The sequence below is a fragment of the Herbinix hemicellulosilytica genome (genome assembly GCF_002904165.1).
Taxonomy (GTDB): Bacteria; Bacillota; Clostridia; order Lachnospirales; family Lachnospiraceae; genus Mobilitalea; species Mobilitalea hemicellulosilytica.
The window spans coordinates 406,616-428,004 of the sequence record NZ_CVTD020000015.1 but is presented as its reverse complement, the minus strand read 5'-3'; the positions used below and the strand labels follow the sequence as shown (position 1 = coordinate 428,004).

Here is a 21,389-nt window from a genome sequence, read left to right as displayed (position 1 = left end):
GAATGAACTTTCTTCCGACTCCTATAATAAGATTTTTAATCTATAAATGTAAAATTTAGTAAACAAAAAATCTGACATAATAACCAGAAATTGACAAATTATATATTTCAAACAAGTTATAATTATACATATAAACAAGTTTTTAAACCGGAGGTGAATGTTGTACCTTGAAGTCTATCCGGATATTGTGTTTCTTTTAAATTTTTTATTTGACTTGATTTTAATAATTATATTAAAAAAAGCGGGTAAAAAAAACAGCAGCCCTTTAAGGATGATATCGGCTGCCTCGCTTGGAGCAGGTTTTGCTGTAATTTTAAGTATTTTTCCTTGGATAAATTATTTTTTTAAGTTCATTGTGATGTATGTTGCTGCTTCATTGCTGATGATTGTGGTTGCGTTCGGAAGACTTAAAGCAGCGGATCTTTTTAAGCAATGGGTAGTTTTAAATTTAATTACATATTTTATTGGTGGATTTATAAATGCCGTTTATTATCATACAAATTTGAGGCTACATTTGATTAACATCGGCAGGGGAGTAGCCTTCAGTAATATTCCTATTTTATATGTTTGTGCGGCGGCAGTAATTGTCGCAGTAACCTCATTGTTTCTGATTTGGCTTCTTAGGCTGTATCAGCTTCACAGGCCGTTAATATATGACGTGGAGTTGATTTTTAACGATCGGAAGGTTAAAACCAAAGGGCTTATGGATACGGGAAACTGCCTGTATGATCCGCTTCGAAGCAAGCCTGTTATGGTTATGGAGAATACCGTTATGGAACAGCTTATGACACCTGAAATAAAAAGTTACGTGGAAGAAGCCAAAAGTTTTTTGGAGGGAAAAGCAAAGGATTTTTATTGGGAAAAGCAAGCGGATAAGATAAAAGGCTTTAGTTTTATACCTTACAGGAGTGTGGGTAAGTGCGGAATGCTGCTTGGTGTATGTCTTGATAAGGTAATTATACATACAGGAAAAGAAGTTATTTGCAACGAACAGGTGACAGCCGCAATCTGTGATAACCCACTGACCGATGGTAAGGATTATCATGTAATTTTACATAAGGAACTGCTGTAAAAGTTTGTAGGCTAATTAGTGAAAGTTATGGGGAGGTCAAATATGCTGTTAAAGTTGTCTATACCGAATAAATTTAAGATTCGCATGATACCTGATATAAGATCAATTTTATTTGGACAAAAGGGCGATATTCATTACATAGGTGGTGCTGAGATACTGCCTCCGCCGCTTGATGCCGTACGGGAAGCAGAAATCATAAATGAGCTTGGAACCGAACGGGACGCGGAAGTTAAAGCTATTTTAGTGGAACATAACTTAAGACTGGTAGTTTACATAGCAAAAAAATTCGATAATACAGGTGTGGGTGTGGAGGATTTAATATCAATCGGCACCATAGGCCTGATTAAAGCCATAAATACTTTCAATCCGGATAAAAATATTAAATTGGCCACATATGCCTCCCGTTGTATAGAAAATGAAATTCTCATGTATTTAAGGCGCAACAATAAAACGAAACTGGAAGTATCTATTGACGAGCCTTTGAATGTGGATTGGGACGGAAATGAACTTTTACTGTCGGATATTCTGGGAACCGATGAAGATGTTATATACCGCAATATAGAAGAAGAAGTTGACCGAAAGCTTCTCAGAAAAGCTTTATCAAAATTATCCGAAAGGGAGAGAATCATAGTAGATTTGAGATTCGGATTAAGCAATGATGACGGCAACGAAAAAACACAGAAAGAAGTAGCTGATCTTCTCGGGATTTCCCAATCATATATATCCAGATTGGAAAAAAAGATTATAAAACGTTTAAAGAAAGAAATGGTAAGAATGGAATAAATTAATTTTATATGGAAATTATTACATTGAAAATTACCGTATAAAGAGCCATTAAAAAGTGAATCATTATTTTAGCAAAAAATATTATTGACATAATGATTCGGAGGTTTCGTTATGGCTCTTTATAAGGTAGAGATATGCGGAGTAAATACATCCAAGCTGCCATTGCTGAAAAACAGTGAAAAGGAAGAACTGTTCCAAAGAATTTTAAAGGGCGACAAGGAGGCAAGGGAGGCTTATATAAAAGGAAATTTGCGTCTGGTTCTGTCCATTATTCAGCGGTTTTCCAACAGCAACGAAAATGTGGACGATTTGTTCCAGATAGGCTGTATAGGTCTGATGAAGGCTATCGACAACTTTGATGTAACTCAAAATGTTAAGTTCTCCACCTATGCCGTTCCAATGATAATCGGTGAAATAAGAAGGTATTTGAGAGACAACAATGCAATCCGTGTCAGCAGGTCCTTAAGGGATACGGCATATAAGGCGATCTATGCCAAGGAAGCTTTGGCAAAAAAGAATGATAAAGAGCCGACAATCAGTGAGATAGCCGAAGAAATCGGTATCAGCAAAGAAGAAATAGTTTATGCCCTTGATGCAATCCAAAGCCCTGTATCGCTGTATGACCCAGTATACGTTGAGGGCGGGGATGCCCTGTATATAATGGATCAAGTCAGCGATAAGAAAAACAGAGAGGAGAACTGGATTGAAACCATATCTTTAAAGGAGGCCATGAAAAAGCTACCTCCGAGAGAATATAATATTATAAAGCTTAGGTTTTTCGAAGGAAAAACACAGATGGAAGTTGCAAAAGAAATAAATATTTCACAGGCACAGGTCAGCCGCCTGGAAAAATCGGCTTTAAAGAACATGAGAAATTACCTGATGGGATAACTAAATAAAATATGTACGGCTTTTTATTTTTTCTTCCCTGTGATATACTTTTAAAACAGTATAATATGAACCATACTTATTGGGTAAAAGGCTTAATAATGGGAAGCCTACCGGCTTATAGGAAGTTTTTGAAGGTAGTTTAAGCTATATAATAAGTAAAAACGAAATATCATGGGGAGGAAAAATGAAAGATAAATTGCTGAAATGGTTTAAAGATGTTTACAATTACAATGACGGGGTACAGGTATATTTTGCTCCGGGCAGGGTTAACCTGATCGGAGAACATACCGACTATAACGGAGGACATGTGTTTCCCTGTGCCCTGGAGATTGGTACTTACGGGGCAGCACGGCTTCGTAGTGACAGAATATTTAGATTTTATTCCATGAATTTTCCCGAAAAGGGGATAATATATTCATCTCTGGATGAAATTTTATCTGCGGGTGTTTTAAGCAGTAACAGAAAGAATGCCTGGGCAGATTATCCCATAGGTGTACTGTGGGCATTTGCCCGGCATTCATTTATGCCCAAAATTGACCGGGGTATGGATATTCTTTTCTTCGGAGATATTCCCAACGGTTCAGGCCTGTCCTCATCGGCCAGCATTGAAGTGCTTATGGCATACATAGCAAAGGATTTGTATGACATTGATATAAGTTTAAAAGACATATCTCTGCTTACTCAGTACGCGGAGAATAAATATGTCGGGGTTAATTGCGGGATTATGGATCAGTTTGCCGTGGCTATGGGCAAAAAAGACCATGCCATATTTTTGAATACTTCAACCCTGGAGTATGAATATGCGCCACTCAATCTGAAAAATAAAAAAATAATAATTGCCAACAGCAATAAAAAAAGAGGTTTAAATGAATCTAAATATAATGAGCGAAGAAGCGAATGTGAAGAAGCATTAAGAAGACTGCAAACTGTCATTAATATAAAGACCTTGGGGGATTTATCAAGGGAAGAATTTGAAACCCATAAGGATGTTATAAAGGAAGAAACTTTAATCCGTAGGGCAAAACATGCCGTATATGAAAACCAGAGAACAAAAGAAGCCTTTGAAGCTCTTAAGAAAGATGACATTAAAAAATTTGGTTTACTTATGAAAGAATCCCACATATCCTTAAGAGATGATTATGAGGTAACCGGCCTTAATCTGGATACGCTTTTTGAAGCTGCCATATTGCAGGATGGGGTAATCGGTGCCAGAATGACCGGAGCCGGTTTCGGCGGTTGTACCGTAAACATTGTAGATGAAGAGTGTGTAGGGGCATTTATGGAAAATGTGGGCAGGATTTACGAAGAAAAAACCGGAATGAAGGCAGATTTTTATGCCGTTAAATCCGGCGACGGGCCATACAGGCTGTAAAATCGGCATAATAATTTAAATATAATATGCTATGGACATAAAAAGAGTGTAAACATGTTTAGTTGTTACACTCTTTTTGCTATTTAAACTTTACAATTATATTACTTGACAGTGCAGAAAAATGAAGTTAACCTGGGCATCGGCTTAAATTGATTTGCCAAATAATTAAAAGAAAATTGAGGGCAAAACGTATTTTTTTAAGTAAAAGCTGCCGTAAATTTTTTGGAAAAAAAGAAAGGCGGCTTGGCAACGGTTATTAAATCATGTATCATAGAATAAACAATAAAATAATGTAAAATCAAAATAAAAGAGAGGTGATCCGATTGAAAAGCAAGTTCAAAGAGAATGCCAAAAGGCATCTTAAAATAAATAATAAGAGCTATATTATATACAGCCTTGAAGCTTTGGAGGATTACGGATATGACGTAAAACACCTGCCTTATTCCATAAAGATACTGCTGGAATCTGTGCTTCGCCAATGGGATGGAGTAGCCATAACGGACGATCATATTACGGATCTGGCAAACTGGGCAAATCACAGGGGAGGAAAGGGGGAAGTACCCTTTAAACCTGCCCGGGTTATCCTGCAGGATTTTACCGGTGTTCCTGCCGTACTGGATCTGGCATCTATGAGAATGGCTATGGCAGAATACGCAAAAGCATCATCCGAATCGGAAGCCGATAAGAAAGAGGACGCCGTAGATATTGAAGCATTGGTAAAAAGAATTAATCCGGAAGTGCCTGTTGATCTTGTTATCGATCATTCGGTACAGGTAGATTATTATGGTTTGCCGGATGCATTAGCAGGCAATGTAAAGAAGGAATTTGAAAGAAACAAGGAAAGATACCAGTTTTTAAACTGGGCACAGAAAGCTTTTGATAATTTCAGTGTAGTTCCTCCTTCAACGGGAATAGTTCATCAGGTTAATTTGGAATATCTGGCAAAGGTAGTAATAGAAGGTAAGTCAAATGATAAATCCGAGGGCAATTTAAACGAAATTTCAGATTTAAATGTACTCTATCCCGATACTCTTGTAGGAACCGATTCCCATACCACAATGGTTAACGGACTGGGAGTACTAGGCTGGGGAGTCGGCGGAATTGAAGCCGAAGCCGGAATGCTCGGACAACCCTCATATTTTCCTATACCTGAGGTTGTTGGGGTTAGGTTAAAAGGAAAACTTTCAGCCGGAGTTACGGCAACCGACCTTGCTTTAAGAATTACCAAGCTTCTAAGAGACAAAGGGGTAGTAGGCAGGTTTGTCGAATACTTCGGAGAAGGGATTCATGACTTAAGTCTGGCTGACAGGGCTACCATAGCCAATATGGCTCCGGAATACGGGGCCACCTGCGGTTATTTCCCTGTAGATGACGAAACTTTGAATTATCTGCTTCTTACAGGAAGAACGAGGGAACATGTAGAAAAAGTCAAAGAGTATCTTAAGGCCAACGGTATGTTTTATGAAAAAGGTAATGAAGACCCGGTATATACTGAGGTTATTGAACTGGATTTGTCGACTGTTGAAACCGCCCTTTCAGGGCCTAAACGGCCTCAGGACTTAATTCCTCTTAGCAAAATGAAGGAAGCTTTCAGAACCAGTGTTACGGCACCTAACGGTAATCAGGGTTATGGCCTTACAAAAGATGAATTTAATAAAGAGGTTATGATAAATTTGCCCGACGGAAGGAATGGGGTTATGAGAACCGGGGCTGTGGTTATAGCGGCCATAACTTCCTGCACCAATACTTCCAACCCGTCCGTTATGCTGGGTGCGGGTATTCTTGCAAAAAAAGCAGTAGAAAAAGGGTTAAAAGTCCCTGCTTATGTAAAGACATCCCTTGCACCAGGTTCAAAAGTGGTTACGGATTATCTTATAGAAGCGGGACTTATGCCGTATCTTGAAGCTTTGGGGTTTAATGTTGTAGGCTACGGATGCACTACCTGTATCGGAAACTCCGGTCCCCTTCTTCCCGAAATTACGGATGCAATAGTAAATAATGACCTTTTGGTAGCTTCGGTACTATCGGGCAACAGAAATTTTGAAGGAAGAATTCATCCTTTGGTAAAAGCAAATTACCTGGCTTCCCCTCCCCTAGTAATTGCATATGCCCTAGCCGGAACGGTAGACATAGATATGACAAAAGATCCCATAGGATTAGATAAGAACGGCAACGAAGTATTCCTTTCGGATATTTGGCCTACTTCCGAGGAAATCAGGAATGCTGTTGTTAAATATGTAAAACCTGAACTGTTTAAAAAAGAATACGGTAAAGTATATAGCGACAATGAGCTTTGGAATGAAATAAAAATCAGTGAGGGAAGCTTGTATGAATTTGACGAAGAATCAACATATATAAGAAAACCGCCTTTCTTTACCGGCCTTTCCCCGAAGCCGGATAAAGTAAAACCGTTAAAAGGGCTTAGGGTAATCGCAAGTTTGGGTGATTCGGTAACAACGGACCATATTTCCCCTGCGGGAGCCATCGGAAAGAATACCCCGGCAGGCAAATATCTTATGGAACACGGTATAGAACCGAAAGATTTTAATACTTACGGTTCAAGAAGAGGAAATCATGAAGTAATGATGCGAGGGACATTTGCCAACATCCGCATCCGCAACCGTATTGCTCCGGGAACGGAAGGTGGCTATACCACTTACTGGCCTACCGGTGAAGTAATGCCGATTTATGATGCATGCATGAGATATAAAGAAGATAATACAGGCCTGGTAGTCCTGGCAGGCAAAGATTACGGAATGGGTTCATCCAGGGACTGGGCAGCAAAGGGGCCGAGTTTGCTGGGAGTAAAGGCTGTTATTGCAGAGAGTTTTGAAAGAATTCACAGGTCAAATTTGGTTATGATGGGAGTTTTGCCATTACAGTTTATGGAGGGCGAATCGGCGGAAAGCCTAGGCCTTACCGGAGAAGAGATTATAGATATAATGCTTGATGATAATATAAAACCCGGGGATTTGGCTGATGTTGTCGCCACGGCAAAAGACGACAAGAAAGTATGTTTTAAGGCAAGGATAAGATTTGATTCTGTGGTCGATGTGGACTATTATCGTCACGGAGGAATATTGCAGATGGTACTGCGCCAAAAGATGGACCTGTAAATACGGATACTAAAAAGTGTATTACACGAATGGCAATGCAAGGCCAAGGAAATGCAAAAACCTCATCTATATAAATTAACAGAAAGGACGGGCAGAAATTATGAATGATTTTGTGTATTATACACCTACAAAGGTTTATTTCGGCAGAAATTCCGATGATTTAATCGGAGAAGTTTTAAAAGAGTTTGGGTGTAAAAAGATCCTTCTTCATTACGGCAGCGGGAGTGCAGAAAAGACCGGCCTGCTTGGAAAGGTAAGAAAACAACTGGATGAGGCAGGTCTTAAATACGTGGAACTCGGTGGAGTGGTGGCAAATCCGAGAATAGACCTTATTAGGAAAGGAATCGAATTTGCAAAGAAGGAAAATGTAGATTTCATTTTAGCCGTAGGAGGAGGCAGCGTTATAGATTCTGCCAAAAGTATCGGCATGGGACTGGCAAACAATATGGATCCCTGGGATATGATAATAAACCAAATAAAGCCGACCAGAATGTTTCCTGTTGGGGTTGTTCTTACCATTGCTGCTGCCGGAAGTGAAATGAGCAATTCACATGTGGTTACAAATCCCGAAAACCATTTAAAACGTTCATTAAACCATGATTTGCTAAGGCCCGTAGTCGCCTTTATGAATCCGGAAAATACTTTTTCCGTGTCCAAATATCAGACCGCCTGCGGGATTGTAGACATATTAATGCATACTTTTGAGCGGTATTTTACACCGGATGAAGATAACGATCTTACCGACCGGATTTCGGAAGGCCTTATGGTGGCCGTAAAAAATGCCGGACTGGTTGCCATAAACGAACCGGACAATTATGAGGCCAGGGCTACCCTAATGTGGGCATCAAGCCTTTCCCACAACGGTCTTACAGGCTGCGGCAAGACTGCGCCTTTTTCAGTCCATAAACTGGAGCATGATTTCAGCGGCCTGTTTGACGTGGCTCACGGGGCAGGCCTTGCGGTATTGTTCCCTGCTTGGGCAAGATACATCTATCATTATGATATAAGAAAATTCAGCCAATTTGCCAACCGGGTTATGGGGATAGAAATGGACCATGAACATCCGGAAAAGACAGCCTTAAAGGGAATCGAAGCCTTGAAACAGTATTTTAAAACCATCGGTATGCCGACCACTATGAAGGAACTTGGCATAGATCCTTCTGATTATGAAAAAATTGCCGATATGACCACGAACGGCGGAAAGATTCAAATACAATCCTACATCCCTCTTACCAAGGAGGATATTTTGAATATATACCGTCTGGCAGAGGAGGAAATTTAAAGTTTAGGGATGAAGGTGATGGGATGTTTTTCATTTTTGGCATATCAAACGGAGAAAAAGAGATAAAATTTAATCAAACCATGATTTGCTCCAGATGTGGCCAATTCGGCAGATTAAATGTATATATGACCTATATGTATTTTAGCCTCTTCTTTATACCTATATTTTTTTGGAACAAAAAATATTTTGCCAAAAGCACTTGCTGCAACACGGTATATTCCTTGTCTTCTGACATAGGCAAAAAAATAAGAAGGGGAGAGGAAGTTATAATTTCTGAAAATGATCTTATACCGATAAGCGGATCCGGACAGAATTTTGCCGGATTTTGCCCAAGTTGCGGTTATCATACCGAGCCGGATTTTGAATACTGTCCTAAATGCGGAAGAAGATTATAGAATTGTATGCGGCCCGTATTTATATAAGTTGTATTTATGTAATAAAATCGGGATTGTAGCGTATCTTGTATTAAGTATAGATTTAGCCCAAAGAAATACTTGGCTTACGAAACTTGGTATATGAATAGAAGCGGCGCAATTAAATATGATCTTCAGGAACGGATTTTTCAAAACAACGGTACATATGCTTCCTATCCATTTGTTATATCAGGAGGGAGCAAAGAAGAAAGGGATGCCTTAAACAAAGTAATCTTGGGAGATATCAATAAAATACTTAGCCTATATTCTGCGGATGCTTTTTTGCCGCCTGCTAAAGATACGGATCTTTTTTTAAGGGACACTCTGCATATCGGTTATGTTATAATGCGCAATGACGAGACTTATCTGAGCATATTTTATACTGCGGATTTTTTTAGCCCCTACGGGGCTTATCCGACGCAAATGATTTATACAACCAATATAGATCTTAAAAATATAAAACGGTTAAAATTGCAGGATTTAATTACGGTAGACGTAAATTTTATAGATAAAGTATTATCGGGAAACCCTGTTAATGTAAATCCCGATTATATCAGGGGAATTAAGGATTATTTTCAAGGGTTAGGTATGGATGTGATAAACAGAGGCTTTGCTTTTGCTGATATAATCGGACCCGGCAATTTTTTGGGCATATTCAGTTATATTAAGCCTGATGTAATAGGTATAAGCATATCTGTACCGAATTATCTGGGGAATCATGTTGAGTATGAAATAGAATGACTGCCTAAGACAAACAATATTGCTTGCCACCTTAGGCAGTCATAAATTTATGTGAATTATGGGGATATCATTGTTTGTTTAAATCTTTTTCGTTCAAAATCTTTTTCAGTTCGTCCATAAAAGTATTGACGTCTTTGAATTCGCGGTAGACAGACGCAAACCTTACATACGCTACCGGATCAAGCTCTTTTAATTTATCCATAAGGATTTCACCGATTACGTAACTTGGAATTTCCTTTTCTTCCATATTAAAAATAGTTGCTTCGACTTCATCAACCAAAGCCGTGATTTGATCAACCGATATCGGCCTTTTATGGCAGGACCGAAAAACACCCGCCTCTATTTTAGATCTATCGTAAGGTTCCCGATTGTTATCTTTTTTTATAACCACGAGGGGAATAGATTCAATCTTTTCATATGTAGTAAATCTCCTGTTACAATTGTCGCACTGTCTTCTTCTGCGGATTGATGTATTATCATCCGCCGGTCTGGAATCTATAACTCTTGTATTATCTTTTCCGCAAAACGGACATTTCATTTTTGCAAGCCTCCATATAATTTATCCTTGGTTAAACAGGAATTCCGGTAGATATATACAGAAATTTATACTTGATGTTGAGTATAAGAAAATTTTATATACTATACTTAGATTATATTGAAATTATGTGATCAGGTCAAGTGAAAAATCTAAATATTTACATTAATTATATTTTAAATATCGATAATTATAGATAATATTTCACAAAATAATTTATTATTCGCATTTTACCAGACATTTTTCCGCATCAACATCAACAAGAATTATATCGGGACCGATTTGTTTGATATGGCAGCAGCTTATAACGTATTCCTGATCCCGGCCCAGAATTCCGAATATTTTACAGGGGCCAGGAACAATTATGTGTGTTATGCATCCGGTACATATATCAAATTCAATGTCGCAGACATAGCCCAGTCTTTTGCAGTCCCTGCAGTTTATCACTTCTTTTTCCCTTAAATCACTAATACGCATAAAATCACCCTTACTTATTCTCGGTTCATTATATGTCGCTTATTACTGAAAATCTCTTGAGGCAAGAGTTATAATTTCAATATCTAAGGTATAACAGTATAAAAATTATAAAATCAGCTTATTTTCAGCTTTACCGGACCGTTAATATGTGCTGTATATAAATCTGTTCATAATTAAATTACATAATTTTTTGTGGCAATTGGCAGCAAGTTACAGGTAAGACATTGAAAATTATTGCAAAATTTTACATAATTTGCTATACTAGGTTTTGGCAAATGATTCCTTCATTGTTGGAGAGACAATGAAAGGAGTATATTAATGTTCAGTAAGGCATACAGTGCCACAATTCATGGGATTGACGGTCTTATCGTTTCTGTAGAGGCAGATGTAAGTGACGGCCTTCCTTTGTTTGACATGGTCGGGCTTTTAAATTCCGAGGTGAAAGAAGCCAGGGAAAGAGTAAGGATAGCCCTGAAAAATTCGGGATTTATGCTGCCTGCCAAACGTATAACCGTAAATTTATCACCGGCAGACATAAGAAAGGAAGGTACGGTCTTTGATTTGCCTGTCGCAGTGGCAATTCTTACGGCTTTTGGCCATATCCCTGATGAAAATTTAAATAAAACCCTTATAATAGGAGAGCTGAGTTTAAACGGTAACGTAAAAAAGGTAAACGGTGTGTTGCCTTTTGTGTATTCCGCAAGGCAGCAGGGATTTGAAAGATGTATTGTACCGAAAGAGAATGCCAAAGAAGGGGCGGTTGTTTGCGGTATTAAGACCTACGGAGTAAACAGCCTAAAGGAAGCAGTAGAACTTCTTAGGGATTTTAGTGCTTTTGAGCCTGAAACCGTGGATATAAGGCAGTTGTTTGAAAACGAACAGGAAGAAAGCGATATGGATTTTTCCGAGGTTGCCGGACAATATGCGGTTAAAAGGGCCATTGAGGTAGCCGTATCCGGTATGCACAACATTCTTATGATTGGGCCTCCGGGTTCGGGAAAAACCATGTTGGCAAAAAGGATTCCCTCAATAATGCCAAAACTCACTTTTGATGAGAGTATGGAAATCTCAAAGATTTACAGCATAGCAGGCTTGCTTGACAGTAAAGCAGTAATAACTAAAAGGCCTTTTAGGGCTCCCCACCATACGATTACAGCAACCGCCCTGGTAGGAGGGGGAACTGTTCCAAAACCCGGAGAAATCAGCCTGGCTCATCTGGGTGTTCTTTACCTGGACGAGTTTCCTGAATTTCAGAAAAGCACAATTGAAGTATTAAGGCAGCCGCTGGAAGAAAGAAACGTAACCATATCACGCCTTAATGCCACTTTTCGTTATCCGGCAAGCTGTATGGTAGTTGCGGCTATGAACCCGTTATTATAATTTACATACACATTATTAAAAAAAATAATTAACAAAATTTCCAATATATTTTTATCTCGCTTTCGTAAATAATAATTTTTTTTATAAGCGAGTTTATAAACATTCTTTTTTCCTCCATACTACCATTTTTAAAAACATCCGATGCGTTTATAAGGATATCTCGAGCTTCATCTAAAGTTATATCTGGTTCTTTCCCAGTTAACTCTTTAATTTCATTTGACAAATTTTCCTTTTCCTTTTGGAGTAATTCTATTCTTGCTGATATATCTTGAAGTGGCATAAAATCAAGCTGATATAAATCCATGAGCTTTGATACCTGTTTATCAATTTCTTTAATTCTCTTGTTCAATATTTCTATTTTATCCTCTGGAACTGCTCTATTCTCATTATATATTTTCTCTATAGCCTCTCGATCAAAGGATAATTTAAGTATTTCATTAATTATAATATTATCTAAGTCTTCCATTTTGTAATTTGGGTTTTTACACCCTTTCATTTTACTCATATGACCATGGCCGTCACGAGAATAACATATATAATAACGAGTAGTTTTACCATTTTTTCTCACTACACTATGTGTAAAGTATCTTGCCCCGCAATTTCCGCAGAACATAAGGCCGCTTAATAGGTGTTTACCGCGATATGGCGATTTTTGCTGATGCCCCATTTTTCTTTTAACTTCTTCATATCTAATTTGTGCCAGTCTAAACGTTTCTTCGTCAATTATTGGCTGATGTCTACCGTCATAAACTTTGCCTTTATATCTCAATTTGCCTATATATGTTGGATTACTTATTATTTTGGCTATAGTATGAGCATTATTCCAACTAGAGTATTTATTGGTATATTTTTGTTTCATTATTTTTTGTATACTGCAAAAAGTATGTCCTTTTATAAACAAACCAAATATTTCTTTTATTTGCATAGCTTCGTACTCATCAATTACTAGTTCTCCATTCTTGAAATAATACCCTATAGGAACACCAGAGCCACCTCTCCAATACCCTTCTTTTGCACGTCCTATATTACCCATAGCCATGCGTTCTTTTATTTGCTCCCTCTCTAATTGTGCAAACACAGACAATATTCCGATCATAGCTTTACCTAAAGGGGTTGATGTATCAAAATTTTCGCTCATAGAAACAAACTCGACCTTATTTTTTAAGAAAACATCTTCGATAAGGTAAAGCGTATCTTTTTGGCTTCGTGATAACCTATCTAATTTATAAACAACAACAATATCTATATTACCTGTTTCTACATCATTAATTAGAGACTTTAATGCTGGACGGTCTGTGTTAGCTCCGCTGTAACCAGGATCGGTATATGTTCTAACTATAGTCCATTCTTTAGCTTCGCAGTATTTTTCAAGCCTCGAAATTTGCTCGGAAATTGAATGTCCTTGTTCGGCTTGTTCAAGAGTTGATACTCTAACATATATTGCAGCACGCACTAGTATCATCCTTTCTTATTGATTATGGGCGATATGTTCTATTATATCAACATCATAGGCATAAAAATCATCGCCTAATATATGTTTTAATTCATGGAGATAGCATAATTTTTGCTGTTCATAACTTAATCGACTATTTAATATAATTGTATATGATCCATCAAGATTTATGGTGGTTAAAGCCTTTGTTTTGATTGGAAGATTCATCATTTGTACATTAATATCAATCATGATATATCCCCTTTCTTTTGTATAAAAGGTTAATCAAGATGATTTTCTTTTGCCTTTAGTCTTTTTATCAAATCTGCTACATATAATAAATCTTCGGGTTTGGCATCCCTGCTGGCATCAAACAAAATCCTTAACGCAGGATTTTCGTAAATTTCTTGGGCTATTTTTCTGGTTTCTTCATTTATATAATAACCTTGCGTTTGGCTATCTGTTTTATCATCAATTAAATCTGATTTTTTGATTCCGAAATAATCTGCTAGTTTTTGTATTTTATCCATTCTAGGAATCTTTGCCCCAGTACACCAACTATTGAACGTAGATAAACTAATACCGAGAGTGTCTGCGACTTCTTTTTGCGACTTCCTATTTAATTGCAGGAAATAATTTAAATTTCTGCTAAAAATGGCTTTTTGAATATCGTTAGACATTTTAAGTGTACCTCCTTGTAAAATTCTGTTTTTAATTATACACTTAAAGTATAAAATTTGCAACAATAAAATAAAAAATTTACTTTAAGGGTATTGACAATACACTTTAAGTGTATTATAATCAAGATGTAGATACAAATATTACAAATATATACAATATATTGAAAGGATGGTGTTTATGAACGAATGTAAAGTTCCGGATATTAAAATTAGTCTTGTTGCTGCCAGAATAAACGCAGGGCTTACACAGGAAGAGGTAGCAAAAAAATTAAGTATTAACAAAAAGACTGTGGCTAATTGGGAAAGCGGCAAGACAATACCCGATATTAATCAATTTCGTAAGTTGTGTGCTCTCTATAATATGCCTGGAGATTATATTTTTGTACCAGAAAAATCCACTAAAAGTGTATTTTGAAGTTAATTAATTTAATTGATATACACTAAAAGGAGAATGAGCATGAGAGAATCGATTAAACCAAAAATTATACATATCATGAGCGACGGAACAGTTAGGCCAGACATTAAGGACATGGTTATACCTGCAAGCGGAGAAATGATGTCAGCATATTTAATTTTGGCAAATATCAAAAGAAAGGTTGGTGCCAATGAACGAGTTGCAAGTTAAAACTGAATTAACTCCCATTGAAATCGCTTTAGGAATTGATGAACAAGGGAGAACTACAGCGAGAAAATTATACGAATTTTTAGGTTTGGCAAAAAGCCAATTCTCCAGATGGTGCAGGACTAACATTCTCGACAACGAATTTGCAGAGGAAGGAATAGACTATGAGGGGTTCGACATCAATGTCGAGGGTAATATAGTAAAAGATTATAGATTGTCCGCATCATTTGCTAAAAAGTTATCTATGACAGCTAAAAACGAGAGGGGAGAGCAAGCAAGAGAATACTTTGTTAGGGCAGAGGAAAAATTAAAAGGTTTTGCAATCCAAATATCCAAACTTCCGCCAGAAATGCAAATGTTCAAGGCTCTCTTTGATCAACAGGCAAAGCAGTATTTAGAACTGCAACAATTAAAAGAAGATAATCAAAAATTAAAAGAGGATAATCAAAAGATTGCGGAAAAGATTGAATCAATAAGAGACGTAATTTCTCTTGATACAACATCATGGAGAGATGATACAAGTGCGATCTTAAAAAGAATCGGAATGAAATATGGTGGCGGCGAGGCATATAGCCAGGCTAGAGTTGAAAGCTACGAACTTTTAAATAAGAGAATGGGGGTGGACTTGCATACAAGATTAAATAACAAAAAGAAACGCATGGCTGAAATGGGTATACCTAAATCCAAGATAGACAAGCTTACATATGTAGACATAATTGCAGAAGATAAAAAGTTAATTGAGGGATACACGGCGATAGTTAAAGAAATGGCTATTAAATATGGAGTTACTTAATAAACAAGGAGGTTTGTATTTATTTCCCGGCGTGTGATGTTTAATGACGGTGAAATATCAATGACGGCAGACTATGTCCTGGATATTCTACCGAGGGAAAATTAATCAACAATCATTCTTGTAACGTCAGTTAATTTATGTTGCCAATATTGTCGTTTTACTCCTTAAATATCGAAACAATCAATGAAGCAATAGCTACTAATAAAGATATCCATGATTGAAGCTTAGCAGTAAATACATCTCTTTTGAGTTTTTTTATAGCTTTTTCGCTATGTGCCTCCATAAATGCTAATCCATCTCGAGTAATACGGACATTGCCAGTAGTGTCCATATGTAATTTACCGTCGCCATCGCACCATACTTCAATGTTAGTCAAATACTTATTTTCTATGCAATATGCAATGACATCTAATGTATCGTCGCGGAAATCATCTTCCAAGAGCAATGAATCTATGTCTTTACCACAAACAATATCATGTAACAAATCATTTACGGCATTATTAAATTCAATAAGGTTTTTAAACATATAATCACCCATAAAGATTATACCACATTATAACAAAATATACCATATAGGAGGGTCGAACATTGGCAAATAAATTAAAACACCGACAAAGAAGCCGGAGAAGCCACAGAAAGTACATACCGCAATTCCCGCAATCATTTAGCAGAAAACTGCTAAAAGAATCTTTTAAACGCAACAATATATCTTTTAGCGATTGGGTTGCGACTATGTTTGCATTATTCAGAGGCCACAATAACAGAAAAGGTAAATAAGGAGGGAAAAGCCATTAAATACATAAAACGATTACTTGCCATCATCGGAATATTTGGTGGAATAGCCGGGATAGTCTTCCTGACTGGCACAGCTTCAAACGGGGCAATCCCGGAATGGGTGTTTTACACCGGGCTTATAATAGCCTGCATAATTGAATATCCATGTATCCGGTACATAGACAGATATTTTGACGGACAAGCCTGGACAGACACAAATAAAAAGAGCCCAGGAGCTGGCACTCCATAAAGGCTCAAAAATAATATATATCATATTTATTTTATCATGGTCTTTTAATCAGGTCAATTAAGGAGGGGAAAAATGATTATTTATATAGCCGGACCTATTACAGGCGTAATTGATTATAAAAGAAAATTTGAGGCAGCAGAAAAGATGCTTATCAATATGGGGCATATAGCAATAAACCCAGCTTATTTGCCAAGTGGTTTAAAAGATTATATGCCTATATGCAAAGCCATGATAGACCAGGCGGATGCTGTTTATTTTCTGACAGGATGGCAACAGAGTAAAGGTGCTAAAGAAGAATATGAATATGCACAGAAGAAAAAGAAATCCATGTATTTTGAGGAAGATTTTATAAAAGGAAACCATGATATACCCCTTAAAAACACCCCTGATTTTATCAAAAAGTATTTGAGCTATAAAAACAGCACAAAACCCTTAATAATCTAGGGCTTAAACAGATAAAAGTCAATGCAATATAATATCAAGGTTATCTTGCATGGCGTTCTTGCAATAGAAGGTGATCGCAGATGCTTACAAAAGCATTATTAGTTAATCAGGTAGAAGAATTTCTGACCGAACTTAAATATAACGAGAAAGCTGACAACACAATAAAAAAGTATGCCGGTAATCTAAACTGTTTTTTCAACTGGCTTGATGATGAAACTGAGATTACAAAAGATTTAATGCTTAATTTTAAAAAGCATCTAATAGATAGTGGTTTTGAAACAAGCACTATAAACAGCTATATTGTAACGGTTAATAAATATTTGAAATGGCTCGGTTATAAAGAATTGGTGGTAAAACAACTAAAACAGCAAAGAAAAAACAGTTTAGAGGATGTTTTAAATGTAAAGGAATATAAAAGACTTTTACGCTTTGCAAAGGCAGCAGGAAAAATAAAGATTTATTACATCATGAAGGTGTTTGCCATGACCGGCATAAGGGTTTCAGAATTAAAGTATATTACGGTTGAAAATCTAAAGTCTAATTACATAAAAGTAACAAACAAAGGAAAAGAGAGAGAGATTATCATAAGGCAAGACCTTTTAAGAGAATTAAGAAAATATTGCAGAGAGAACGGTATTTATTCAGGATATATTTTCCCTGGAAAAGTAAAAGGAAAACTTATAAGCGAATCTACTATCTGGCGAAACATGAGAAAAATCGGAGGACAAGCCAGGGTTAAATTATCAAAAATTCATGCTCATTCATTCAGACACCTATTTGCAAAAATGTACCTGCAAGAGTACCCAAACAATATAACAGAGTTGGCAGATATTTTAGGCCACAATTCCCTTGAAACTACGAGAATTTATACAAGGAGTACTTCTCAAGAAAAACGTGAAAAGCTCGAAAAGATTAAGTATTAAAGTTCAATTAAGGAGGTAAGTATGAACGAAAAACTTAGAAATTTAATAATAGATGCTTATTACAATTGTTACAATGCTGCGGAAGTTGCGGAATTATACGCGCAAATACTGCATGTAAATCAACAGCTTATGGAAGAGTACATGGATAGATTAACTCAAAACGACATCAAGTAAATACACGGTAGTACGCTGACGCGTTGCATCAGTATAAAATATCACAGCCATACCATGACCTAACCGGGGCAGACAAATTGCCCCGGAGAAAGGAGGGTTTTTAAAATAATGGCCGAGGTAAAAAAATATTACTGGCTTAAATTAAAAAAAGATTTTTTTAAACGACATGATATTCGCATCATAGAGGATATGCCAAACGGTAAAGATTACATACTATTCTATCTCAAGCTTCTTGTCGAGAGCATTTCTCACGAAGGAAGATTAAGATTTTCCGACACAATACCATACAACGAACAGATGCTGTCAACAATCACAAATACCAACATTGACATCGTCCGCGCAGCAATGAAAGTCTTTTGCCAATTACAGCTTGTAGAAATCCTAGATGATGAAACCATCTATATGACTGAAGTAAAAAATATGATTGGTTGCGAAACCGAATGGGCAGAGAAAAAGAGATTATACCGGCAAAAGCAATTACTCTTAGTGGACAGTAAGAGGACAGACAAAGGACAATGTCTGGACGTTGTCCGACAAGAGAAAGAGATAGAGAAAGAGAAAGATATAGATATAGATAATAAAGAGAGTAGCAACAAACCTATACGGTTTGTACCTCCCTCTTTGGAAGAGGTACAAGCCTATTGTAAAGAACGGAATAATAATGTAGACCCGGAACAGTTTATCAACTTTTACGAGGCAAAGGGCTGGATGGTTGGTAAAAACAAAATGAAAGACTGGAAAGCTGCAGTAAGGACATGGGAAAGGCGAGATAAAGAAGAAAAGCAGCAAATCAATTCTAAGGCATCCAATAAGTTTAATACATTTCCACAACGACAGTACACTTCGACGCACATTTCCGAACTTGAGCGCAAACTTATCAATAAAGGGTTGTAAAGGAGGGGAGAGATTGAAAGGCATTAGTAATATATACGATGTGTACGACACGATTGAGAATAAATACCTACTACAAGGGGTAAGTGCCAAGGAAACAGAGAAGATAACTGGATTACCACGGAATCAAGTTTCACGATATGCAATCGACGGAATTTTGTATAAAGATAGGTACCGGATTGTAAACAAAGATGATCAAAAACTTATGGAAGAGTGGAATCGAGTACGTATTATTATAAATCCCAAAGCTAAAAGATAAAAAACAAACGGCTTTTTTAGGCTACATATATCAAATAAACATTGCGAGATATTTAAGTTTCCATTCTTATCTAAGATTTACAAGGAGGAATAAATAATGGGAATAAAGAATACATTAGGTGACTTAAACAATTATCTGTTTGAACAGCTTGAACGGTTAAATGATGAAGATTTAAAAGGTGAAGCTTTAGAAGAAGAAATTAAAAGGGCAAAAGCTATTAATGATGTTGCCACAAATATTATTATGAACGGAAATTTAATTTTACAAGCTCAAAAGTTCGCTGATTCAAAACTTGATGCAGACAGGAAACTTCCAAGATTACTGGAGGGCTGATATGGCTAAAAAGTATTCAGAAGAAATAAAAGAATTTATAAAAAAGAATGCCCCTGGAACTCCAGTAAGAACATTGATTGAATTAACTAATAATGAGTTCAGGACAAATTTTACATATACCAAAATGAAATCATTTCTGAAAAACCATAACATAAAAACAGGCACAACAAAAGGCAATCCTAAAGGATATTCCAGGATTTATACGCAGGAAATTAAACAATTTATTTTAGATAACTATAAAGGGGTTGGACCTAAGGAAATGACAGAATTGATAAACAAAACTTTCGGCACAAGTTATACTGTAGGACAATTAAAAAGTTACTATAGTAGAAATAAACTTAATAGTGGCATAACTGGATATTTTGAGCAAGGACATACTCCATGGAATAAAGGAAGAAAAGGAGAATATTACAAAGGCTGTGAAAAAACATGGTTCAGTAAAGGTCACATTCCAGCAAATTATCGACCTGTAGGGTCCGAGAGAATAACCAAAGACGGATATACGGAAGTAAAAGTTGCTGATCCAAATAAATGGAGACTAAAACATAACATTATATGGGAACAGCATAATGGACCTATACCTAAAGGCCATGTTGTTATTTTCGGAGACGGCGATAAGACCAATTTTAATATTAACAACTTAATATTAGTGTCTCGAGCTCAACTCGCAAGATTAAATCAAAACAGGCTAATACAAAATGATGCAGACTTAACAAGGACAGGAATAATTATTGCTGATTTAATTTCCAAAATTGCAGAAAAGAGCAGACATAATAAAGATATGAAAACACGGAGGTATCGGAATGAGCAAAGCAATACTCGAATTAAATAAAATGCCAAATCTTTGTGAGGAGTGTTTGTTTTATAAGATTACCGGTATATGCGATATATTATCAAGCAAAAACCACTATATGCCAGTATATACGCCACCAAAAAATAGCAGGCATCCAGATTGTCCGTTAAAAGAAATTAATAGTTTGACTGCAGGCTTTACAGTGATTGACAATACAACTGGAGAATATCCAGACACAGAGAAAATAGCACTTACAGAGGATTGGGCTAATAAACTCATATACTGCGATATATACGGCTTTGCACTGCTTGAGGACGGACATATGTTATTGGTCGATGATTGTGGTAATGCGGTGCATTGTCCTCCTGATAGGTTCAAGGTTATACCTATCCAATCAACCATAGACCTTGAAAAACGTTAAAGACAAGACGTACAGGAATAATACAGCCAAAAGCGTTATACTCACAGTCAAATATTATAGCGCCGTAATTATCCTTATAAGCATTGACTCTACTAATTTTATAGCGATAACGCATTCCGTTTAATTCAACACCAAATGCAACCGGTCTAAATTCAGCTAATACATTATATACAACTGCAACACAGACTGGTTGGCCGGGACGTAAAATATTCGATTTTCGAGATGGACGGTATCCGAAAACAGGCATAATAACACCTCTATAAATATTTATTCAGGGAATCTAATTATAGAACAGATGTTTGGTTTTATCAATGGAAAATTTTGCTGAGTAATCAGGGAAAGGAGTAAGTATGAAAGTTAAAGAGTTAAAAGAAATCCTTGATGGAGTGAATGATGATGCAGAAGTATTTACCGGGAAAGAAATGGATTGTAACATGTTTAATGTTGTAGCATACGAATATCCCGATGGTGACAAGTCAGAATGGGGTTTTATAAATTTGGTGCACGATTAATTTATCATATCTACAGGAGTTGC

29 protein-coding genes are annotated in these 21,389 nt (G+C 36.7%); 23 read left to right on the top strand and 6 right to left on the bottom strand.

The genetic code is table 11. The features are described from left to right. Positions 1 to 157 precede the first annotated feature (157 nt). The 8 genes from HHT355_RS07105 to HHT355_RS07070 all read left to right on the top strand — a co-directional run bounded on the left by HHT355_RS07105 (position 158) and on the right by HHT355_RS07070 (position 9,673). Positions 158 to 1,072 (top strand): sigma-E processing peptidase SpoIIGA, encoded by a 915-nt coding sequence (locus HHT355_RS07105; protein ID WP_103202723.1) that lies wholly within the window; start codon positions 158 to 160, stop codon positions 1,070 to 1,072. A gap of 42 nt (positions 1,073 to 1,114) precedes the next feature. Further along, positions 1,115 to 1,855 (top strand): RNA polymerase sporulation sigma factor SigE, encoded by a 741-nt coding sequence (gene sigE, locus HHT355_RS07100; RefSeq protein WP_103202722.1) that lies wholly within the window; start codon positions 1,115 to 1,117, stop codon positions 1,853 to 1,855. Between the two features lie 114 nt (positions 1,856 to 1,969). Further along, positions 1,970 to 2,749: an RNA polymerase sporulation sigma factor SigG gene (gene sigG, locus HHT355_RS07095; protein ID WP_103202721.1), complete on the top strand. Its 780-nt coding sequence runs from the start codon at positions 1,970 to 1,972 to the stop codon at positions 2,747 to 2,749. A gap of 184 nt (positions 2,750 to 2,933) precedes the next feature. Then, positions 2,934 to 4,121 (top strand): galactokinase, encoded by a 1,188-nt coding sequence (locus HHT355_RS07090; RefSeq protein ID WP_103202720.1) that lies wholly within the window; start codon positions 2,934 to 2,936, stop codon positions 4,119 to 4,121. A 323-nt stretch (positions 4,122 to 4,444) separates the two neighbouring features. Next, positions 4,445 to 7,237: an aconitate hydratase AcnA gene (gene acnA / locus HHT355_RS07085; protein WP_103202719.1), complete on the top strand. Its 2,793-nt coding sequence runs from the start codon at positions 4,445 to 4,447 to the stop codon at positions 7,235 to 7,237. A gap of 100 nt (positions 7,238 to 7,337) precedes the next feature. Continuing rightward, positions 7,338 to 8,519: an iron-containing alcohol dehydrogenase gene (locus HHT355_RS07080; protein WP_103202718.1), complete on the top strand. Its 1,182-nt coding sequence runs from the start codon at positions 7,338 to 7,340 to the stop codon at positions 8,517 to 8,519. A gap of 23 nt (positions 8,520 to 8,542) precedes the next feature. After that, the gene (locus HHT355_RS07075; RefSeq protein ID WP_103202717.1) at positions 8,543 to 8,914 is read left to right on the top strand and encodes a zinc ribbon domain-containing protein; all 372 of its coding nucleotides are present in this window, start codon (positions 8,543 to 8,545) and stop codon (positions 8,912 to 8,914) included. Positions 8,915 to 9,034: 120 nt separating this feature from the next. Next, a complete protein-coding gene (locus HHT355_RS07070) occupies positions 9,035 to 9,673 on the top strand; it encodes a hypothetical protein (RefSeq protein ID WP_103202716.1) in 639 nt (212 codons plus the stop codon). A gap of 67 nt (positions 9,674 to 9,740) precedes the next feature. Here the strand turns inward: HHT355_RS07070 and nrdR are convergent, their stop codons facing one another. Together nrdR and HHT355_RS07060 are read right to left on the bottom strand one after the other, a co-directional pair. Continuing rightward, the gene (gene nrdR / locus HHT355_RS07065; RefSeq protein WP_103202715.1) at positions 9,741 to 10,211 is read right to left on the bottom strand and encodes a transcriptional regulator NrdR; all 471 of its coding nucleotides are present in this window, start codon (positions 10,209 to 10,211) and stop codon (positions 9,741 to 9,743) included. A 216-nt stretch (positions 10,212 to 10,427) separates the two neighbouring features. Further along, positions 10,428 to 10,685, bottom strand: coding sequence for a PRC-barrel domain-containing protein (locus tag HHT355_RS07060; RefSeq protein ID WP_103202714.1), 258 nt, complete (start codon positions 10,683 to 10,685; stop codon positions 10,428 to 10,430). A 318-nt stretch (positions 10,686 to 11,003) separates the two neighbouring features. On the opposite strand from HHT355_RS07060, the gene HHT355_RS07055 reads away from it, so the two are divergent. Further along, positions 11,004 to 12,065: a YifB family Mg chelatase-like AAA ATPase gene (locus tag HHT355_RS07055; protein WP_103202713.1), complete on the top strand. Its 1,062-nt coding sequence runs from the start codon at positions 11,004 to 11,006 to the stop codon at positions 12,063 to 12,065. Between the two features lie 28 nt (positions 12,066 to 12,093). Here HHT355_RS07055 and HHT355_RS07050 read toward each other — a convergent pair whose 3' ends face one another. Genes HHT355_RS07050 through HHT355_RS07040 form a run of 3 tightly spaced genes read right to left on the bottom strand, consistent with a single transcriptional unit; the run spans position 12,094 to position 14,177 of the window. After that, entirely contained in the window at positions 12,094 to 13,518 is a 1,425-nt protein-coding gene (locus HHT355_RS07050; RefSeq protein WP_158245917.1) for a recombinase family protein, read from the bottom strand. A 15-nt stretch (positions 13,519 to 13,533) separates the two neighbouring features. Further along, positions 13,534 to 13,749 (bottom strand): hypothetical protein, encoded by a 216-nt coding sequence (locus HHT355_RS07045; protein WP_103202711.1) that lies wholly within the window; start codon positions 13,747 to 13,749, stop codon positions 13,534 to 13,536. Between the two features lie 29 nt (positions 13,750 to 13,778). Beyond that, a complete protein-coding gene (locus HHT355_RS07040) occupies positions 13,779 to 14,177 on the bottom strand; it encodes a helix-turn-helix domain-containing protein (protein ID WP_103202710.1) in 399 nt (132 codons plus the stop codon). Positions 14,178 to 14,355: 178 nt separating this feature from the next. On the opposite strand from HHT355_RS07040, the gene HHT355_RS07035 reads away from it, so the two are divergent. From HHT355_RS07035 to HHT355_RS07030, 3 genes are read left to right on the top strand one after another with little or no spacing between them, the layout of a single operon-like run. Continuing rightward, complete coding sequence (locus HHT355_RS07035; protein WP_170124929.1) at positions 14,356 to 14,592, top strand: helix-turn-helix transcriptional regulator; 237 nt, start codon at positions 14,356 to 14,358, stop codon at positions 14,590 to 14,592. A 42-nt stretch (positions 14,593 to 14,634) separates the two neighbouring features. After that, on the top strand, positions 14,635 to 14,802 hold the full coding sequence (locus tag HHT355_RS13620; protein ID WP_158245916.1) for a BOW99_gp33 family protein: 168 nt from the start codon (positions 14,635 to 14,637) through the stop codon (positions 14,800 to 14,802). Then, positions 14,783 to 15,592, top strand: a complete 810-nt coding sequence (locus tag HHT355_RS07030) for an antA/AntB antirepressor family protein (RefSeq protein WP_103202709.1) — start codon at positions 14,783 to 14,785, stop codon at positions 15,590 to 15,592. Before HHT355_RS13620 ends, HHT355_RS07030 begins: the two co-directional genes overlap by 20 nt. Before the next feature lie 157 nt (positions 15,593 to 15,749). On the opposite strand, the gene HHT355_RS07025 is transcribed toward HHT355_RS07030, so the two are convergent. Next, complete coding sequence (locus tag HHT355_RS07025) at positions 15,750 to 16,130, bottom strand: hypothetical protein (protein WP_103202708.1); 381 nt, start codon at positions 16,128 to 16,130, stop codon at positions 15,750 to 15,752. Between the two features lie 50 nt (positions 16,131 to 16,180). Here HHT355_RS07025 and HHT355_RS13615 point away from each other — a divergent pair, with 50 nt between their 5' ends. From HHT355_RS13615 to HHT355_RS13605, 11 genes are all read left to right on the top strand, one after another. Then, entirely contained in the window at positions 16,181 to 16,369 is a 189-nt protein-coding gene (locus HHT355_RS13615) for a hypothetical protein (protein WP_158245915.1), read from the top strand. Then, entirely contained in the window at positions 16,329 to 16,616 is a 288-nt protein-coding gene (locus HHT355_RS07020; protein ID WP_103202707.1) for a hypothetical protein, read from the top strand. Before HHT355_RS13615 ends, HHT355_RS07020 begins: the two co-directional genes overlap by 41 nt. Positions 16,617 to 16,688: 72 nt before the next feature. Continuing rightward, positions 16,689 to 17,060, top strand: coding sequence for a DUF4406 domain-containing protein (locus HHT355_RS07015; protein ID WP_103202706.1), 372 nt, complete (start codon positions 16,689 to 16,691; stop codon positions 17,058 to 17,060). Positions 17,061 to 17,140: 80 nt separating this feature from the next. Then, on the top strand, positions 17,141 to 17,983 hold the full coding sequence (locus HHT355_RS07010; RefSeq protein WP_103202705.1) for a tyrosine-type recombinase/integrase: 843 nt from the start codon (positions 17,141 to 17,143) through the stop codon (positions 17,981 to 17,983). A gap of 21 nt (positions 17,984 to 18,004) precedes the next feature. Beyond that, entirely contained in the window at positions 18,005 to 18,157 is a 153-nt protein-coding gene (locus HHT355_RS13610) for a hypothetical protein (protein WP_158245914.1), read from the top strand. Between the two features lie 108 nt (positions 18,158 to 18,265). After that, complete coding sequence (locus HHT355_RS07005; protein ID WP_103202704.1) at positions 18,266 to 19,051, top strand: phage replisome organizer N-terminal domain-containing protein; 786 nt, start codon at positions 18,266 to 18,268, stop codon at positions 19,049 to 19,051. 13 nt (positions 19,052 to 19,064) lie between these two features. Continuing rightward, a complete protein-coding gene (locus HHT355_RS07000) occupies positions 19,065 to 19,307 on the top strand; it encodes a hypothetical protein (RefSeq protein WP_103202703.1) in 243 nt (80 codons plus the stop codon). 96 nt (positions 19,308 to 19,403) lie between these two features. Next, positions 19,404 to 19,640 (top strand): hypothetical protein, encoded by a 237-nt coding sequence (locus HHT355_RS06995; RefSeq protein ID WP_330403381.1) that lies wholly within the window; start codon positions 19,404 to 19,406, stop codon positions 19,638 to 19,640. 1 nt (position 19,641) lies between these two features. After that, positions 19,642 to 20,472: an HNH endonuclease signature motif containing protein gene (locus HHT355_RS06990; protein WP_242967586.1), complete on the top strand. Its 831-nt coding sequence runs from the start codon at positions 19,642 to 19,644 to the stop codon at positions 20,470 to 20,472. Then, a complete protein-coding gene (locus tag HHT355_RS06985) occupies positions 20,444 to 20,854 on the top strand; it encodes a hypothetical protein (protein ID WP_103202702.1) in 411 nt (136 codons plus the stop codon). The genes HHT355_RS06990 and HHT355_RS06985 overlap by 29 nt, the downstream gene beginning before the upstream one ends. Before the next feature lie 350 nt (positions 20,855 to 21,204). Next, positions 21,205 to 21,366: a hypothetical protein gene (locus tag HHT355_RS13605; RefSeq protein WP_158245913.1), complete on the top strand. Its 162-nt coding sequence runs from the start codon at positions 21,205 to 21,207 to the stop codon at positions 21,364 to 21,366. Positions 21,367 to 21,389 lie beyond the last annotated feature (23 nt).

Coding starts and splice junctions, on each gene's coding strand:
- HHT355_RS07105 (WP_103202723.1), top strand. CDS start 158: ATGTTGTACCTTGAAGTCTATCCGGATATTGTGTTTCTTTTAAATTTT.
- sigE (WP_103202722.1), top strand. CDS start 1,115: ATGCTGTTAAAGTTGTCTATACCGAATAAATTTAAGATTCGCATGATA.
- sigG (WP_103202721.1), top strand. CDS start 1,970: ATGGCTCTTTATAAGGTAGAGATATGCGGAGTAAATACATCCAAGCTG.
- HHT355_RS07090 (WP_103202720.1), top strand. CDS start 2,934: ATGAAAGATAAATTGCTGAAATGGTTTAAAGATGTTTACAATTACAAT.
- HHT355_RS07080 (WP_103202718.1), top strand. CDS start 7,338: ATGAATGATTTTGTGTATTATACACCTACAAAGGTTTATTTCGGCAGA.
- HHT355_RS07075 (WP_103202717.1), top strand. CDS start 8,543: ATGTTTTTCATTTTTGGCATATCAAACGGAGAAAAAGAGATAAAATTT.
- HHT355_RS07070 (WP_103202716.1), top strand. CDS start 9,035: ATGAATAGAAGCGGCGCAATTAAATATGATCTTCAGGAACGGATTTTT.
- nrdR (WP_103202715.1), bottom strand. CDS start 10,211: ATGAAATGTCCGTTTTGCGGAAAAGATAATACAAGAGTTATAGATTCC.
- HHT355_RS07060 (WP_103202714.1), bottom strand. CDS start 10,685: ATGCGTATTAGTGATTTAAGGGAAAAAGAAGTGATAAACTGCAGGGAC.
- HHT355_RS07055 (WP_103202713.1), top strand. CDS start 11,004: ATGTTCAGTAAGGCATACAGTGCCACAATTCATGGGATTGACGGTCTT.
- HHT355_RS07045 (WP_103202711.1), bottom strand. CDS start 13,749: ATGATTGATATTAATGTACAAATGATGAATCTTCCAATCAAAACAAAG.
- HHT355_RS07040 (WP_103202710.1), bottom strand. CDS start 14,177: ATGTCTAACGATATTCAAAAAGCCATTTTTAGCAGAAATTTAAATTAT.
- HHT355_RS07035 (WP_170124929.1), top strand. CDS start 14,356: ATGAACGAATGTAAAGTTCCGGATATTAAAATTAGTCTTGTTGCTGCC.
- HHT355_RS13620 (WP_158245916.1), top strand. CDS start 14,635: ATGAGAGAATCGATTAAACCAAAAATTATACATATCATGAGCGACGGA.
- HHT355_RS07030 (WP_103202709.1), top strand. CDS start 14,783: ATGAACGAGTTGCAAGTTAAAACTGAATTAACTCCCATTGAAATCGCT.
- HHT355_RS07025 (WP_103202708.1), bottom strand. CDS start 16,130: ATGGGTGATTATATGTTTAAAAACCTTATTGAATTTAATAATGCCGTA.
- HHT355_RS07015 (WP_103202706.1), top strand. CDS start 16,689: ATGATTATTTATATAGCCGGACCTATTACAGGCGTAATTGATTATAAA.
- HHT355_RS07010 (WP_103202705.1), top strand. CDS start 17,141: ATGCTTACAAAAGCATTATTAGTTAATCAGGTAGAAGAATTTCTGACC.
- HHT355_RS13610 (WP_158245914.1), top strand. CDS start 18,005: ATGAACGAAAAACTTAGAAATTTAATAATAGATGCTTATTACAATTGT.
- HHT355_RS07005 (WP_103202704.1), top strand. CDS start 18,266: ATGGCCGAGGTAAAAAAATATTACTGGCTTAAATTAAAAAAAGATTTT.
- HHT355_RS06995 (WP_330403381.1), top strand. CDS start 19,404: ATGGGAATAAAGAATACATTAGGTGACTTAAACAATTATCTGTTTGAA.
- HHT355_RS06990 (WP_242967586.1), top strand. CDS start 19,642: ATGGCTAAAAAGTATTCAGAAGAAATAAAAGAATTTATAAAAAAGAAT.
- HHT355_RS06985 (WP_103202702.1), top strand. CDS start 20,444: ATGAGCAAAGCAATACTCGAATTAAATAAAATGCCAAATCTTTGTGAG.
- HHT355_RS13605 (WP_158245913.1), top strand. CDS start 21,205: ATGAAAGTTAAAGAGTTAAAAGAAATCCTTGATGGAGTGAATGATGAT.